This window comes from Yersinia sp. FDAARGOS_228, from assembly GCF_002073315.2.
Lineage (GTDB): Bacteria > Pseudomonadota > Gammaproteobacteria > Enterobacterales > Enterobacteriaceae > Yersinia > Yersinia intermedia.
The window spans coordinates 1,125,645-1,142,161 of sequence record NZ_CP020409.2 but is presented as its reverse complement, the minus strand read 5'-3'; the positions used below and the strand labels follow the sequence as shown (position 1 = coordinate 1,142,161).

Sequence of the window (16,517 nt, the reverse complement as noted above, 5' to 3'; positions counted from 1 at the left end):
AATTAAGATATTAGCCCCTCTTGTTAGAGAGGGGCTAACAATTATAACGTGTTGGTGAAAGTACGGGAGACCACATCCTGTTGCTGCTCTGGCGTCAGGGCGTTAAAACGTACTGCATAACCAGAAACACGGATGGTGAGGTTCGGGTAATTTTCTGGATGTTCGATGGCATCCAGTAGCATGTCACGGTTCATGACATTGACATTAAGATGCTGCCCACCTTCCATCGACTCATCATGGTGGAAATAGCCATCCAACAGACCGACCAGATTATTATTACGCACCGCCGAGTCCTTGCCTAAGGCCGCAGGGACAATCGAGAACGTGTAAGAAATCCCATCTTTGGCATATTTGAATGGCAACTTACTGACAGAAGTGAGTGATGCCACGGCCCCTTTGCGATCACGGCCATGCATCGGGTTGGCACCTGGTGCAAATGGCATACCGTCGCGCCGGCCATCGGGTGTATTGCCCGTTTTCTGCCCATACACCACATTAGAGGTAATAGTCAGAATTGACTGCGTCGGCACGGCATTGCGATAGGTTGGCAGCTTGCTGATTTTCTTCATAAAACGCTCAACTAAATCACAAGCAATACTGTCGACACGCTCGTCGTTGTTACCGTACTGAGGATATTCGCCCTCAATAGCAAAATCGACAGCCAGCCCATCGGCATCACGGACAGGTTTAACCTTGGCGTATTTAATCGCTGAAAGCGAATCCGCCGCCACCGAAAGCCCGGCGATACCACAAGCCATGGTGCGATAGACATCGCGATCATGTAGTGCCATCAGTGACGCTTCGTAGCTGTATTTGTCATGCATATAATGGATGAGATTCAGGGCGCTGATATATTGCACCGCTAACCAATCCATAAACACATTGAGGCTAGCCATCACCCGCTCATAGTCCAGCACATCATCGGTCATAGGGGCACATTTCGGGCCGACCTGAATTTTGAGTTTTTCATCCATGCCACCATTGATGCAATACAGCAGCGTTTTAGCCAGATTGGCGCGCGCACCAAAGAACTGCATCTGCTTGCCGATCACCATCGGGCTGACACAGCAGGCAATCGCATAATCGTCGCTATTAAAATCTGGCCGCATCAGATCGTCATTTTCATACTGCAACGAAGATGTCTGGATCGAGACATTGGCCGCATAACGCTTAAACGCCTGTGGCAACGCCTCCGACCATAAAATGGTTAAGTTCGGCTCCGGCGCTGGCCCCATGGTTTCCAACGTGTTGAGATAACGGAAAGTATTCTTGGTCACTAGGGTTCGGCCATCCAGGCCCATTCCGCCCAGCACTTCCGTAGCCCAAATCGGATCACCGGAGAACAGTGAATCGAACTCAGGTGTCCGCAGGAAGCGCACCATGCGAATTTTCATGATGAAGTGATCAATAAGCTCCTGCGCTTGCTGCTCGCTCAGCACCCCGTTGGCTAAATCGCGCTCAATATAAATATCGAGGAATGTCGCGGTGCGGCCCAGTGACATCGCACCTCCATTTTGCGATTTCACTGCGGCCAGATAACCAAAATAGAGCCACTGAATGGCTTCTTGAGCATTTTTGGCCGGACCGGAGATATCGCAACCGTAGCGGGCAGCCATCGTTTGAATCTGCAACAACGCGTGGCGATGTTCAGCCAGTTCTTCGCGCAGGCGAATCACACTTTCCAACTCAATACCTTGCTCAAGTTGTGGCTGTAAATCGGCGAACTGTAGCTCACGTTCTCGCACCAGATAGGCAATGCCGTAAAGTGCGATACGCCGATAGTCGCCAATAATGCGCCCTCGTCCATAGCCATCCGGCAGGCCGGTCAAAATGCCGGATTTACGACATTTCAGCATCTCAGGCGAATAGACGTCGAATACACCTTGATTATGGGTTTTACGTAAATCAGTGAAGATATATTTGAAGTTGGTATTCATCTCACGGCCATAGGCGTCAAATGCGCTTTGTACCATGTTAATACCGCCAAAAGGGTGTAACGCACGCTTCAGCGGTTTATCGGTCTGTAGTCCGACGATTTTTTCCAGCCGCTGTTCAATGTAACCCGCGTTATGGGCGGTGATGGTGGTGGCAATATCATCATCAAAATCTACCGGCGCATGAGTCGCATTCTCCAAACGAATACCCTCCATAACCTGTTCCCATAATTTTTGGGTCGCAGGGGTGGCCCCGGAGAGAAACGACTCATCACCTTCATAAGGCTGATAGTTCTGCTGGATAAAATCTCTGACATTAATTTCGCGGTGCCAATTGTTCCCGCTAAATCCGAGCCATGCATCGGTATATTTTTTATTATCTACATCAACATCAATCTTCATGAACAAACTCCAATAAACAGAATATAGGTGGTGATTTCATGGGCTGGATGGTCAAAAAACAGCCTCGGGAACCGCTGCGCTCTGTTGTGTGTAGCCGAGGCGGACGGCATCGAGCGCAATCATTTTTTCTTCATTGGTGGGGATCACTGCGGCAACGACCCGTGAGCGTGCGGTAGTGATGACGTGGGAGGTTCCATGCTGTAGCCGGTTGTTTTTACCGTGATCGACGTCGATACCAAAAACGGCCAGATGCTCCAGCGTTAACTGACGGATAAGCGATGAATTTTCGCCAATCCCCCCGGTCAGAATCAGGCCGTCGAAGCGACGCAGCGAACTGATATGCCCGCCAATATGTCGTGCAAGGCGGTGCACAAAGGTATGTATCGCCAGACGCGCCGCTTCATGCCCCTCGTGATAGGCTTTCTCCAACGTCCGCATATCAGCGGACAGACCAGAGATCCCCAATAAACCGGACTCCTTATTGAGCATATGATCCAGGTCTTCCAAACTTTTTCCGGTCTGGCGCGCCAGATATGCCAGTGCGCCAAAGTCCACATCACCACTGCGTGTTCCCATGACCAAACCATCCAATGGGGTCATGCCCATCGATGTATCGACGCTTTTGCCGTCCTGAACCGCGCAGACAGACGCACCATTCCCCAAATGAGCGATAATCAGGCCGCAGTCGCTCCCGTCAAATCCGAAGAAACTCGCGGCAAGCCCTGCCACATAGCGATACGACGTACCATGAAAACCATAACGTCGTACCCCCTGCTCGCGGAAATAGCGGTAAGGTAACGCATAGAGATAAGCCTCCGGTTTTAATGTTTGATGAAAACCGGTATCAAATACGGCAACTTGTTTGATGCCAGGAAATAACTGACGTGCCGCCTCAACACCATGCAAATTGGCGTAGTTATGCAGTGGGGCCAGTGGTGAAACCTTTTTGATTTCCGCCACTACCCAATCATCAATCAGCACCGATTCACTGAATATTTCACCACCATGGGCAATACGGTGGCCAATCAGCGAAATTGATTTATTAAGGCCACGCTTTTCCAGCTCATCGGCAATCGCTGCCAATGCATCAACGTAATTCCATTTAGCCAATTGAAATTGAGTGACTCTATCAATCCGCAAAAAAGGTTTTTCAGTACCAATACCATCGGCAATCCCGGAGATTACCGCTTCACAATTGTGGGCTGTCAGCACTGAAAATTTAATAGATGATGAACCACAATTAATAACCAAAACTGTAGGATTTAATGTCATGTGATTACTCCGCCCGCGTTTTTTGGGCAAAACACGGGCTTTTAAGCGCCGTAATTATATTAATTTGTAGACGATGTTGAAGATGGTCAGCAGACCGACGAGGGTAACAAAATAGTTTTCCGGCCGGCCTCTGAAACGGGCCAGAGAAGGCAGTTTATGGATAGCGTACATAGGCAGCAGGCACAGCAGTGAGGCGATAATTGGCGCACCCATGGCTTCAATTAAATCAAGGATATTTGGGTTGAGATAAGCCACCACCCAGGTTGATCCCATGATAAAGAACATACTGACCAGATTAAGTTTGCCACCGGATATTTTAGTTTTATCGCCCTGGTAGCCGAACTTAATAATCAGGCCATTAAGACCTTCCAACGTACCGAGATAATGTCCGAAGAAGGATTTAAAAATAGCGACCAACGCAATCAGTGAAGCGGCATATTCCAACGTAATGGAGAAAGTCGATTTGCTACCGGACATGGCAGAAAAATGGTTAGCCAGATAAGACAGCACTGGAATATTTTGTGCCTTAGCTTCTGCCATATTTTGCGGCGACAGCGTAAACAGGCAGCTAAAGGCAAAGAACATCACCACAGCCACCATCAACATGCTGGCCTTACTAATAATCTGAGAGCATTTTTTCTCAGTAAAATCACGGCCAAACTCCGGTTCATATTCTTCGCGCTTTGAGACCACGAAAGAAGAGACAATCGGCGAGAAGTTGAAAGAGAACACCATGATGGAAATACCCAGCCACACGGTCACCAGTATGCCATCGTGCCCTAGCAGAGAAATCTGGCTCAAATCCACCTGCTCAATAACCGAGGCATTCCAGTAAGGGATCAGTGAAAGTGAAATCAATACCAGACAAGTAATAAACGGAAATACCAGAAAACTCATCACCTTAACCATCAGATCTTTACCGAAGTAAATCACTGCGGCCATCAGCAACAGCAACGCCAGTGCCACTACACCACGGTTTAGCGGAGCCAGTTGGAGTTGATGTTCCCAGAAGGTCATAAAAGTATTGGTGATGGTTACGCCGTAAATCCACAGCAATGGACAAATGGCGAAAAAATAGAGGAAGGTAATGACCACACCACCGGTTTTACCGAAGTGTTCTTCCACTGTTTCCGTAATATTGCCTGAACAGTTACTGCCGGATAAACATAAACGAGCCAACGCCCGATGACAGAGAAAGGCGATGGGATAAGCCAACACCAACATAATTAAAATAGGAATTAAACCGCCGAAACCCGCGCGAATTGGAAAGAATAAAACGCCGGCCCCTATTGCTGTGCCAAATAATCCCAAAGTCCAGGTTGTATCTGATTTGCGCCACGTTTTTGTTTCGATTGTGGTAGTGGTTGTAATAGCATTATCGATATCCATTAATAAATTCCTTATTAATATATTTTACGAAATACTGCCTAATCCCGTTATTTGTGATACGCGCGATAAATCAATATTGCCGCCGGATATAATGCTGACGGTCTTTTTGCCGGTAATATAATCTGTTAGTTTGCCGCTTAATAATGCTGCGGATGCTAATGCACCTGCACCTTCGGTAATAATCTTGTTACGTTGAATAAGGTCAATCATACTTTTTCTTATTTCATCTTCACTGACCAGTACAATATCGGTAACTAATGTTTTGACGATTTCAAAAGGTAGCGTACCTGGGCGAGCCACATCACAGCCATCGGCAAGCGTACCGGTTTTACGATGGTTAGTAATGCTGCCGCTATAATAAGATGCTGCCATGCCGTGAACATTCTCTGACTGGACGCCAATAATATTAATGGTTGGATTAATAGATTTAATTGCCAGCGCGATACCGGCAATTAGCCCACCGCCACCAATAGGGACAATCACATTATCGACATCATAGAGATCTTCGAGTATTTCCAGCCCGATAGTACCCTGACCAGCAATCACTTTTTCATCATCGAAAGGATGAATAAAGATACGGTTTTCCATTTCAATAATTTCGCTGGCTTTTGCTATGGTATCGTTGAAATTCTCACCATGTAGCACCACCTGCGCAGAATATTCACTGGTCGCTGCAATTTTTGATTTAGGGGCGCAATTTGGCATCACCACCTTGCTGTTAATCCCCAACATGGCACAGGATAAAGAAACGCCTTGTGCATGATTACCCGCCGAACAGGCCACAACCCCTTGCCTTCTCTCCTCTTCGCTGAGTGAGCTGAGCTTATTGAATGCCCCGCGAATTTTGAATGAACCGGTACGTTGCATGTTCTCAAACTTCAGAAAAATCTCGCCATGACAGCGTTCACTCAGATAATTCGACCTCGCTAATCCTGTTTTGTAGATATGCCCTCTCAATCGTTTTTGTGCATCAATTACATCATTGAGAGTTATCGGTAAGTTACTGTAAATTTTCATCTTTCATAGCCTTGCAGATTAAAATTCCTAAGAATTATGTATTTCGTTCGGCAGGATGCTACGACACAAAAAACTGCATTAATGTGATGATTACAGCAAAAAGAAGTGAACTTGATCTTTCAACCAGTTGTTTATTTCAATAAATGTAACGCGGTCGACATTCTGGAATTTGGATTAGTTTTTATAATCTAAAATGGGCTCGCTGAGTTCGATTAGCCGTGCCACAAAAACAAGCCGCATCCTTGCGGCTTGAGCATTACATCAAATCAAGTAAGGTGTTTAATTGCGCTATCTGTTGTCGCCACTGGCATTGCAGCTCTGGCTTCTGATGCTTGAACTTACGTGCCAGATCCTGTTTCAGCTTACTTTCCAATTCCAACAACTCAGCCAACAACTGCTCTTCTTCACTTTCCACTAACATTATCGACTCAGGTTCGAATGTGGAGGCGGGCACAGAAACTGATGCAGGTTTATCGGCCAAAATGGCATAGACCGGTTCTAGATGGTGCCACTCTTCCAACCGCTGCTTATCGATTAACCAAAAACGATTGCAGCTTTGTTCAATCAATGTACGGTCATGGGAAACCAGCAACACCGCACCACTGAAGGTTTTCAGCGTATTTGCCAGCTCTTCTTTACCTTCCATATCAAGATGGTTAGTCGGTTCATCAAGCAGTAGCAATGAGTAGTTAGCCAGTGTCAGGCCGATAAATAACAAGCGTGAACGCTCGCCACCACTCAAGGTGCTAACCTGCTGCTGATGCCGAAGATAGGGGAATCCGGCACCGATCAACGCCATTTTTCGCTGATCTTCGGTCAAAGGTGCAAAGGAGGTTAAAGCCTCAGATAGAGTGTCTTCATCACGCAGTTGTTGCAGACTTTGGTCGTAATAGCCCACACGTACCCTAGGATGGAACGTCACTCCCACGTCGGCGGTCTCTGGTTGGCTAAAGGCCCGCCATAGGCAGTGCAACAGAGAAGATTTGCCGCAGCCATTGCGGCCTACCAGTGCGACGCGATCACCGCTTTTGACCCGAAATTGTGCCAATTCAAATAGCACCGGTGCCTGAGCCGCTGGTCGAACCCGTAAATCTGAGAGTGCCAGCACTCGGTCTGCCGCCAGAGCTTCGCCATTTAGGCGCAATTGCCACTGATTACCGGCGGTAACCTGAGTTTGATCATCCTTGAGGCGATCGACCTGCTTCTCCATTTGTTTAGCCTTACGCGCCAGCTTTTCGTTGTCATACACGCTGCCCCAGATGGCCAGTCGCTTGGCGCTTTTTGCTACCCGATCAATTTCCTTTTGTTCGGCTAAACGGCGATGACTGTCCGAGATATCTTTCTCCGCCAATGCCTGCCGTGCCTGAGTGCAAGGCAGGCGGATAAATTGCAGATTTTTGTCACGCAAAATCCAGGTACAGTTGGTCACACGATCCAGCAAACTGCGATCATGTGAAACCAGTACAAAACTGCCACCCCAATTCAGGAGAAACTGCTCCAGCCACAGCAGGGTAGGTAAATCCAGGTGGTTACTGGGTTCATCCAATAGCAGCAAATCTGGCTGGCGGATCAGTGCTCGTGCCAGCAACAGGCGCGTATGCTGACCACCACTTAACGTACCGGCAGTCAGTGTCCAAGTGGGTTCATCAAACCCCAAGCTGACGAGCAAAACCTCTGCTTGCCAACGTTCTGGTTGATGCAGGCTATTGGGGAGGTGATTGAGCACCGCATCCAGTAAGGTGCAATCATCTAAAGCGGCAGGGAGATGTTGTTCAACCCGAGCCATCAGGCACTGGTTGGCGGTAGTGATAGTACCGGCCGTGGCGGGAAGATCACCGCTGAGGATGTTCAGCAGAGTACTTTTTCCACAACCGTTATGGCCTATCAAACCAATGCGGTCACCTTTTTTCAGGCCGAAGGAAATCTCAGCCAGCAGTGGGCCGAAAGTGTTGTCGTAACCGACAGATTTTGCAGAAAGTAATGTGGTCATTGCTTACTCAAGTTTTACAGGCATAGAGATGCCTATCGTCAATAAAGCCGACGATAACCGGTAAGCCGGAGGGAAGTTGTCAGAGTGTTAGTTAGCTTCGCTCAAGCAGGTTATCGCAGCACGATACCGGTAACGCTTGAGCAATCACGATCACTAAAGACGAGTGAATAAAGAAACAATTCACGGGTCAACATAGTAATCCTCCTTAATATAATTCTGGTTAATGTATGACCTCATTATATTTAGTTTCTTCACTTTCTGCCAGTGCCGTCAGAAGGCCATAGACCGTCGTGGCTGCGGGTGTTTTTTGGCTAAGTACAGCTACGCGATTATCTCGTCCATTCAGCCAAGCCAACTACTGACCCGCGTGCGATTGCCTGATTCAACCATTAACGGCCTTAAGCCCGGATGGTGCTGGCATCAAACTTACGTACTTGTCGAGCCAGATTTAGTTCGCTAGCTAAAAAATCAATTAACAATAAATATGTCTTGATGTAACATTCAAACATATATGATAATGCTTATGATACTTATTATCATTACCATGCTAAATATATGGATAAACAGTTGAGCAAAGCACCGAATTTGAACGACGAACCTGCTGTCGAGTATTCGACGGTAAATAAGCCCCTGTCTATCACCAGCGAACAACTGCTGGGAGAGCACGGTGTCGCCTTTATCGTTCATCAAGGTGAATATTATCAACTGCGCCAAACCAAGGCCGGCAAACTAATACTGACCAAATAACCTATACAGCCCCAACATCATTGGTATTGCAACCAGGCCGTTAACACCGAGGTAGCATCAAAGTACGCAGGGGAGAGCAAGCCACCCAGATTTTCGAATCAAGGCAGCCAGCAACCTATATATCTGTTTTATTCGCATAGAAAATATGGAGAATTGCCGACATGCCTCGTTTCATTTCTGACCGTTTCCGTTGGTCCCCACTCAGTTTGGCAATCGCTTGCACACTGCCTTTGACCGTTCAAGCGGCGGATACCACTGCCACGTCGACAAGCAGTAAAAAGCACACCACCGATACCATGGTAGTTACTGCAACAGGTAATGAGCGCAGTAGCTTTGAAGCACCGATGATGGTAACCGTGATTGAAAGTAGCTCGCCGACCAGTGAGACCGCTACCTCTGCGGCAGATATGCTGCGCAAAATACCGGGGCTGACCGTCACCGGCAGCGGGCGTGTCAACGGTCAGGATGTGACACTACGTGGCTACGGCAAGCAAGGCGTGTTAACGCTGGTTGATGGCATTCGCCAAGGTACCGATACTGGCCATCTGAACGCCACTTTCCTCGATCCGGCACTGGTAAAACGCGTTGAAGTGGTGCGTGGCCCATCTGCCCTGCTGTACGGCAGTGGCGCATTAGGTGGCGTTATCTCTTTTGAAACAGTCGAGGCCGCTGACTTGCTGTTAGCGGGCCAAAATACCGGTTACCGCGTTTACAGCTCTGCGGCTACCGGTGATCACAGTTTTGGTCTGGGTGCCAGTGCCTATGGCCGCACCGATGATGTTGATGGCATTCTCTCTTTCGGTACCCGTGATATCGGCAATATCCGCCAGAGTAATGGTTTTGAGGCACCGAATGACGAAACCATCAGTAATGTGCTGGCAAAAGGAACCTGGCATATTGACCCGATTCAATCACTGAGTGCCAATCTGCGCTATTACAACAACAACGCAATAGAACCTAAAAATCCACAAACCAGCGCAGCTTCAAGCAGTAATGTCATAACCAATCGTTCAACGATCCAACGTGATGCCCAACTCAGTTACCACCTTAAGCCACTGGATCAGGAGTGGTTGAATGCCACCGCACGGGTTTACTACTCTGAAGTGGCAATCAATGCACGGCCACAAGGTTCAGCCGAAGAGGGGCGTAAACAAACCACGGAAGGTGGAAAGCTGGAAAACCGGACGCGTTTGTTTACCGACAGCATTGCATCACACCTGCTGACTTACGGCACAGAAGCCTATAAACAAGAGCAAACACCGGGAGGCGCGACGACCAGCTTCCCACAAGCAGATATCCGGTTTGGCTCCGGCTGGCTACAAGATGAAATCACCTTACGCGATCTGCCAGTGTCCATTTTAGCCGGTACCCGTTATGACAACTATAGCGGCAGCAGTGAAGGCTATGCCGACGTCGATGCTGACAAATGGTCATCACGCGGCGCAGTTAGCGTTACCCCCACGGACTGGTTGATGCTGTTTGGCTCCTATGCCCAAGCTTTCCGCGCACCAACTATGGGTGAAATGTACAACGATTCACGGCATTTCCCCGGCAACTATTGGGTACCGAATCCAAACCTAAAACCGGAAACCAATGAAACCCAAGAGTACGGGTTTGGCTTACGTTTCAATGATTTGCTAATGGCTGAAGACGATCTGCAATTCAAGGCCAGCTACTTCGATACCAACGCGAAAGACTACATCAACATGACTGTTTCGCGCAGGACCACATCATCAGTGAATATCGACCGGGCAAAAATTTGGGGTTGGGATGCCACCATGAGCTACAAAACAGCCCTGTTTAACTGGGATCTGGCCTATAACCGTACCCGGGGTAAAAATCAGAGCACCAATGAATGGCTCGAATCCATTAGCCCGGATACTGTCACCAGCGTAGTCGATATCCCGGTTGCCAACAGTGGATTCGCGCTGGGTTGGATTGCCACATTTGCTGACCGTTCCCAGCCGTTAAGCACCGGTAAACGTCAGGCCGGTTATGGTCTCAATGATTTTTATGTCAGCTACAAAGGCCAGCAACAACTGAAAGGTGTCACGACAACCGTGGTACTGGGCAACGCATTCGACAAAGAGTACTACGCCCCCCAAGGTGTGCCACAAGATGGCCGCAACGCGAAGCTGTTCGTGAGTTACCAGTGGTAACCCATTAAAAAAAGATAGTCTGAAACTACTCATCCGGTAATTCAATTTGTGGATTACCGGCTTATCATTTAACGCTGTCACCTGCATATAAAATATCAATAGAACGAGGATTTCATCAATGAGCAAATCTATATATGAGCAATACATACAAGCCAAAGCAGAGAATCCGGGTAAATATGCACGTGATTTAGCAACATTGATGGGCATATCAGAAGCGGAACTGACCCATAGCCGCGTGGGCCAGGATGCAAAACGTTTACAAGGTGATGCTCGCGCCCTGCTGAACGCATTGGAAGCGGTGGGTGAAGCCAAGGCTATTACCCGCAACACCTATGCCGTACATGAACAAATGGGCCGTTACCAGAATCAACATCTGAATGGTCATGCCGGCTTAATCCTTAACCCGCGAGAATTGGATTTACGGTTGTTCCTCAATCAGTGGGCCAGCGCATTCACGCTGTCAGAAGAGACATCCCACGGCATGCGCCATAGTATCCAGTTCTTCGACCAGCAGGGCGATGCGCTACATAAAGTGTATGCCACCGAACACACGGATATGGTGGCTTGGCAAGCCGTGCTGGCGAAGTTTATTACCGCAACAAACCCCACCTTGCCATTAGAGCCACCAAGTACACCTGACGTAACCGAACCTGCGGTTAATAATGCCACCGTGGATACCGAATGGCGTGCCATGACCGATGTGCACCAATTCTTCCAGTTACTTAAGCGCAATAATCTGACCCGTCAGCAAGCTTTCCGCGCCGTCGGGGATGATCTCGCCTATCGTGTTGATAACAGTTCACTGACACAACTGTTGAATATCGCCCAACAGGATCAGAACGAAATCATGATTTTTGTGGGTAACCGTGGTTGTGTGCAAATTTTCACCGGTTTAATAGAGAAAGTAACCCCGTATCAAGGCTGGATTAACGTTTTCAACAAACGCTTTACGCTGCATCTGATTGAAACGGCGATTGCTGAAAGCTGGATCACCCGTAAACCGACCAAGGATGGGTTTGTCACCAGCCTGGAGCTGTTTGCCGCCGATGGTAGCCAACTGGCTCAACTTTACGGTCAGCGCACCGAAGGGAAACCAGAACAAAATCAATGGCGTGAGCAGGTATCCCGCTTGACCCATAAGGATATCGCCGCATGAGATTAAGGCTGCGGTCACTCCCTTTCATTCTGTCACTGAGCGCAGGTCTTCTGCCGCTAAATACATTCGCCGCAGAACGTATTGTCACTATTGGTGGGGATGTAACAGAAATCGCCTATGCACTCGGTGCCGGTGGCGAGATTGTGGCTCGTGACAGCACCAGTCTACAACCACAAGCAGTGCAGAAGCTGCCTGACGTGGGTTACATGCGAATGCTCAATGCCGAAGGGATTTTGGCAATGAAACCGACCATGCTATTAGTCAGCGAACTGGCTCAGCCCTCATTGGTGCTCAAACAGGTTGCCGATAGCGGGGTGAACGTGGTTACCGTACCGGGGCAGACCACACCGGAAAGTGTCACAGGGAAGATTAATGCCGTCGCCGCAGCGCTTCATCAACCAGAACAAGGGCAAAAACTGATTAAAGACTACCAGCAACGTTTAGCTGCAGTGAGCAGCACACCACTGCCGGTAAAAGTACTGTTTGTTATGAGTCACAGTGGCCTGACCCCCATGGCAGCAGGTCAGAATACCGCGGCGGATGCCATGATCCGTGCCGCCGGTGGCAACAATGCGATGCAAGGCTTTAGCCGCTATCGCCCGCTGTCACAAGAGGGGGTAATTGCCAGTGCACCGGACTTATTGCTGATTACCCATGCTGGCGTGAAAGCGCTGGGTGGCAGTGAGGGGGTCTGGAAATTACCCGGTATAGCCCTGACACCGGCAGGTCAACATCAGCGCCTGTTGGTGGTTGATGACATGGCATTACTTGGCTTTGGTTTGGAAACACCGCAAGTACTGGCGCTGCTGCGTGAAAGCATGGAACAAGCGCAATGAATTGTCGTGTCCATCCGCGCCTGATGCTGAGCATCTTACTGATGGTTCTGATCCTATTAGCACTCGGTTCGGCCAATATGGGGGCTTTGACGCTCTCGTTTCGTACCTTGTGGCATGCATCATTAGATGATGCCATGTGGCATATCTGGTTGAATATCCGCCTGCCGCGCGTGTTGTTGGCAGTCGTTGTCGGCTGTGCGTTGGCGGTCTCCGGTGCCATCATGCAGGGGTTATTCCGTAACCCACTGGCTGATCCCGGCCTATTGGGTATCAGCAGTGGTGCCGCGTTGTGTGTCGGGCTGATTATTGTTATGCCATTCAGCCTGCCACCGCTACTGGCACTTTACAGTCACATGGTCGGTGCCTTCATCGGCAGTTTGGCCATTTCGGTCATCATTTTCACCCTCAGCCGCTGGGGCCATGGCAACTTATCTCGCCTGCTACTGGCGGGGATTGCCATTAATGCCCTGTGCGGTGCCGCTGTCGGGGTGCTGACCTATATCAGTGATGACCAGCAATTACGCCAATTCTCACTCTGGAGTATGGGGAGCTTAGGCCAGGCCCAGTGGTCAACAGTGATGGTGGCGGCTTCGTTGATCCTACCTGCTTGTGTGCTTGGGTTATTACAGGCGCGTCAGTTGAACCTGTTGCAGCTAGGAGATGAAGAGGCGCACTACCTCGGTGTTAATGTGCACCAAGCCAAACTGCGTTTGTTATTACTGAGTGCCATCTTGATCGGTGCCGCTGTGGCTGTCAGTGGGGTTATCGGTTTTATCGGGCTGGTCGTGCCACACCTTATCCGCATGCGTATCGGGGCTGACCACCGCTGGTTGCTGCCCGGAGCTGCGCTGGGTGGAGCTTGTCTGTTACTGACCGCCGATACGCTGGCCCGTACCTTAGTTGCCCCAGCTGAAATGCCAGTAGGCTTGATAACCAGCCTACTGGGTGGCCCTTATTTTCTATGGCTGATTTTACGTCAGCGAGAGCGGGTAAGTGGTTAATATTGAATTGGTTGACATGGCAGGAGTTAATATAGCTGGGGTGAATAATTCGGCAGCATCTACAGCGTTATTAGAGGCCAATCGGCTCTCCTATCATGTGCAGGGCCAAAAGCTAATCAAGAATGTTTCTCTGCAAATTGCCAGCGGCGAAATGGTCGCTATTATCGGGCCGAACGGCGCGGGGAAATCAACCCTGCTGCGGTTGTTGACGGGCTATCTCCCCCCTTCAGATGGCCAGTGCCAATTGCTCGGCAAAAACCTGAAGAGTTGGCAACCGCAGGCATTGGCCCGTACCCGCGCCGTGATGCGGCAATACAGTAATCTGGCTTTTCCGTTTAGTGTTAGCGAAGTGATTCAGATGGGCCGGGCCCCTTATGGGGCGGCACAAAAGAGGCAAGCATTAGAAGAGGTAATGGCTCAGACGGATTGTTTGTCTCTGGCGCAGCGTGACTACCGTGCCCTATCCGGCGGTGAACAACAACGGGTACAATTAGCCCGCGTATTGGCACAATTGTGGCAACCACAACCGACACCACGCTGGCTGTTTCTTGATGAACCAACATCGGCGTTAGATTTGTATCATCAACAGCATACGCTGCGCTTGCTGCGGCAGTTGACCAATCAACAACCACTGGCAGTCTGTTGCGTACTGCATGATTTGAACCTGGCGGCGCTGTATGCGGATCGAATCCTGCTGCTGGCCCAAGGGGAACTGGTGGCCTGTGGCACACCAGAGGAAGTGCTCAATGCCGAGACACTGACTCGCTGGTATCAGGCAGATTTGGGGATTTCACGCCACCCTGAAACCGCCCTACCACAGATCTATTTGCGCCAGTAAGTGATACACATTACGAGGCTCAAAACGAGCAGCCAGTCAAACCAGTGCCAAATCACGATGGCGCTATCGGAGCGCCGTAAGGATAATCAGAAGAGTAAAGCGCCCGCATCAGGAATGGCGCGGTTCGAATCATCAAGGATAATTTTACCGTGTCTTTACCATCTGCCAGTTCTCTGCGCCGCAGGTACTTTGCCATTAACTTTACCTGCTTAGGTAACTTTGCCTGCCTATGGCTGGTTTAGCTTTTCGGTCACTTTAGGTTCACTTTCCGCCAATAATTCATAAATTGCCTTACCGACAATTTGCACTGCCCGTTCGATTTCTGCGGTCATTGGTTTGCTGTAACTGAGCCGCAGGCAATTGCGGTATTTCCCTGAAGCTGAACTAATAAACCCAGCCGCAACCTGTACTCCCTGCGGTAATAAGCAGCGATTAAGCCGCAAGCTATCAAAGCCATGAGGCAATTCGACCCAGAGCATAAAGCTGCCCTGCGGCCTGCTCAGGCAAGTACTCGGTGGAAAGTATTTCATTACCCAGCCGGTCATAATATCGCGGTTACGTTGATATTGGCGGCGCATCCGGCGCAAGTGCTGCATGTAATGGCCTTGCTTGATAAACTCGGCCATCGCCAGTTGCGGCAACGACGCCACCCGCCCGGCAGAAATATATTTCATGTGCAGCGCTTTCTCTAAATAGCGCCCCGGTGCAATCCAACCAATACGTAAACCAGGTGCCACCGTTTTAGAGAAAGAACTGCACAGTAACACCCGACCATCATCATCAAATGAGGCAATGGTCGGTGGGCGCGGATATTGATAAGCCAACGCGCCATACACATCATCTTCAATAATTGCCACATCATAGCGCTGAGCTAAGGTCAGTAAAGCCTTCTTGCGTTCGTCCGGCATATTGTAGCCCAAAGGGTTATTGCAGGTTGGAGTAAGCTGAATCGCTTTGATCGGCCATTGATCCAATGCCATTTCCAATGCCTCCAAACTGATCCCCACCACCGGATCGGTCGGGATCTCAATCACCTTCATTCCCATCCCTTTCAGGGTTTGCATCGCACCATGAAAACTGGGGGAATCGATAGCAACAATATCACCAGCCTGACAAACCGCCCCCAATGCGATAGCCAATGCGCCATGGCAGCCAGAAGTAATAATGATATTTTCAGCCGACTGATGATTACCGCTGTCCAGCATCAGCCGGGCAATTTGCTCACGCAACACCGGAGTGCCATAAATATTGTCGTACTCCAGCACTTCCTCACTTTGGTGTAGGCTAATTCGGCTAAGCAATCGGCTGAGTATTTTTAGTCCCGGCCCAGAAAGATCGGGCGAACCGACACCTAAATGAATAACATTCGTTTGATCGCCTCTGGTCAAAAATGCCAGCGTATTTTCCCACTGTGATATCTCTACCGGCCGCTGAGCATGAGTGCATGTCGCCGGTAAAGAAGGCAGGTTTGAACTGCAACGCACGAAATAACCCGATTTTGCTCGCGCTTCAATGAGCAAGCACTCCTCCAGTTGCCGATAAGCCTGCTGGACGGTACTGATGCTAACACCATGCTCGTCACTCAATACTCTGACAGAAGGCAACCGCTCCCCGGCAATATACAGCCCCTCTTTAATCCGTTGACTAAGAATATCAGCCAGTTGTTGGTAACGAGTCATTGGTATCACCTGATAAATTGAGAAGGACCAGTACAGATGGCGCTTATTTGTACTATTCAGTTTATATATCGCATATCTGTATGGAAATAATAGTCCC

General features: G+C 49.3%; 13 protein-coding genes. 6 read left to right on the top strand and 7 right to left on the bottom strand.

Annotated features, from left to right (window positions below; genetic code table 11):
* Nucleotides 1–41: 41 nt before the first annotated feature.
* The 5 genes from pflB to A6J67_RS05190 form a co-directional block, all read right to left on the bottom strand.
* Nucleotides 42–2,336, bottom strand: coding sequence for a formate C-acetyltransferase (gene pflB, locus A6J67_RS05210; RefSeq protein WP_042568709.1), 2,295 nt, complete (start codon nucleotides 2,334–2,336; stop codon nucleotides 42–44).
* Between the two features lie 51 nt (nucleotides 2,337–2,387).
* On the bottom strand, nucleotides 2,388–3,608 hold the full coding sequence (gene tdcD / locus A6J67_RS05205) for a propionate kinase (protein ID WP_042568710.1): 1,221 nt from the start codon (nucleotides 3,606–3,608) through the stop codon (nucleotides 2,388–2,390).
* 54 nt (nucleotides 3,609–3,662) lie between these two features.
* Nucleotides 3,663–4,997, bottom strand: a complete 1,335-nt coding sequence (gene tdcC, locus A6J67_RS05200) for a threonine/serine transporter TdcC (RefSeq protein ID WP_005187320.1) — start codon at nucleotides 4,995–4,997, stop codon at nucleotides 3,663–3,665.
* Nucleotides 4,998–5,021: 24 nt separating this feature from the next.
* Nucleotides 5,022–6,014 (bottom strand): bifunctional threonine ammonia-lyase/L-serine ammonia-lyase TdcB, encoded by a 993-nt coding sequence (tdcB, locus tag A6J67_RS05195; protein WP_005187319.1) that lies wholly within the window; start codon nucleotides 6,012–6,014, stop codon nucleotides 5,022–5,024.
* A gap of 256 nt (nucleotides 6,015–6,270) precedes the next feature.
* Nucleotides 6,271–8,004 carry an ABC-F family ATP-binding cassette domain-containing protein gene (locus tag A6J67_RS05190; RefSeq protein ID WP_042568711.1) on the bottom strand — a complete coding sequence of 578 codons (1,734 nt, stop codon included), beginning with the start codon at nucleotides 8,002–8,004 and terminating at the stop codon, nucleotides 6,271–6,273.
* A gap of 555 nt (nucleotides 8,005–8,559) precedes the next feature.
* Between A6J67_RS05190 and hemP the strand changes: the two genes are divergently transcribed.
* The 6 genes from hemP (at nucleotide 8,560) to A6J67_RS05160 (ending at nucleotide 14,741) form a co-directional block, all read left to right on the top strand.
* Nucleotides 8,560–8,751 (top strand): hemin uptake protein HemP, encoded by a 192-nt coding sequence (gene hemP / locus A6J67_RS05185; RefSeq protein ID WP_050073201.1) that lies wholly within the window; start codon nucleotides 8,560–8,562, stop codon nucleotides 8,749–8,751.
* Between the two features lie 161 nt (nucleotides 8,752–8,912).
* A complete protein-coding gene (locus A6J67_RS05180; protein ID WP_050073203.1) occupies nucleotides 8,913–10,910 on the top strand; it encodes a TonB-dependent hemoglobin/transferrin/lactoferrin family receptor in 1,998 nt (665 codons plus the stop codon).
* Nucleotides 10,911–11,028: 118 nt separating this feature from the next.
* The gene (locus A6J67_RS05175) at nucleotides 11,029–12,066 is read left to right on the top strand and encodes a hemin-degrading factor (protein WP_005187307.1); all 1,038 of its coding nucleotides are present in this window, start codon (nucleotides 11,029–11,031) and stop codon (nucleotides 12,064–12,066) included.
* A complete protein-coding gene (locus A6J67_RS05170) occupies nucleotides 12,063–12,902 on the top strand; it encodes a heme/hemin ABC transporter substrate-binding protein (protein WP_032906809.1) in 840 nt (279 codons plus the stop codon). Before A6J67_RS05175 ends, A6J67_RS05170 begins: the two co-directional genes overlap by 4 nt.
* The gene (locus A6J67_RS05165) at nucleotides 12,899–13,903 is read left to right on the top strand and encodes a FecCD family ABC transporter permease (protein WP_032906808.1); all 1,005 of its coding nucleotides are present in this window, start codon (nucleotides 12,899–12,901) and stop codon (nucleotides 13,901–13,903) included. Before A6J67_RS05170 ends, A6J67_RS05165 begins: the two co-directional genes overlap by 4 nt.
* A gap of 16 nt (nucleotides 13,904–13,919) precedes the next feature.
* Entirely contained in the window at nucleotides 13,920–14,741 is an 822-nt protein-coding gene (locus tag A6J67_RS05160) for a heme ABC transporter ATP-binding protein (RefSeq protein WP_080608463.1), read from the top strand.
* A 52-nt stretch (nucleotides 14,742–14,793) separates the two neighbouring features.
* On the opposite strand, the gene A6J67_RS23405 is transcribed toward A6J67_RS05160, so the two are convergent.
* Together A6J67_RS23405 and A6J67_RS05155 are read right to left on the bottom strand one after the other, a co-directional pair.
* Nucleotides 14,794–14,937 (bottom strand): hypothetical protein, encoded by a 144-nt coding sequence (locus A6J67_RS23405; RefSeq protein WP_005187295.1) that lies wholly within the window; start codon nucleotides 14,935–14,937, stop codon nucleotides 14,794–14,796.
* A 31-nt stretch (nucleotides 14,938–14,968) separates the two neighbouring features.
* Nucleotides 14,969–16,420 carry a PLP-dependent aminotransferase family protein gene (locus A6J67_RS05155; protein ID WP_050085715.1) on the bottom strand — a complete coding sequence of 484 codons (1,452 nt, stop codon included), beginning with the start codon at nucleotides 16,418–16,420 and terminating at the stop codon, nucleotides 14,969–14,971.
* Between the last annotated feature and the right edge of the window lie 97 nt (nucleotides 16,421–16,517).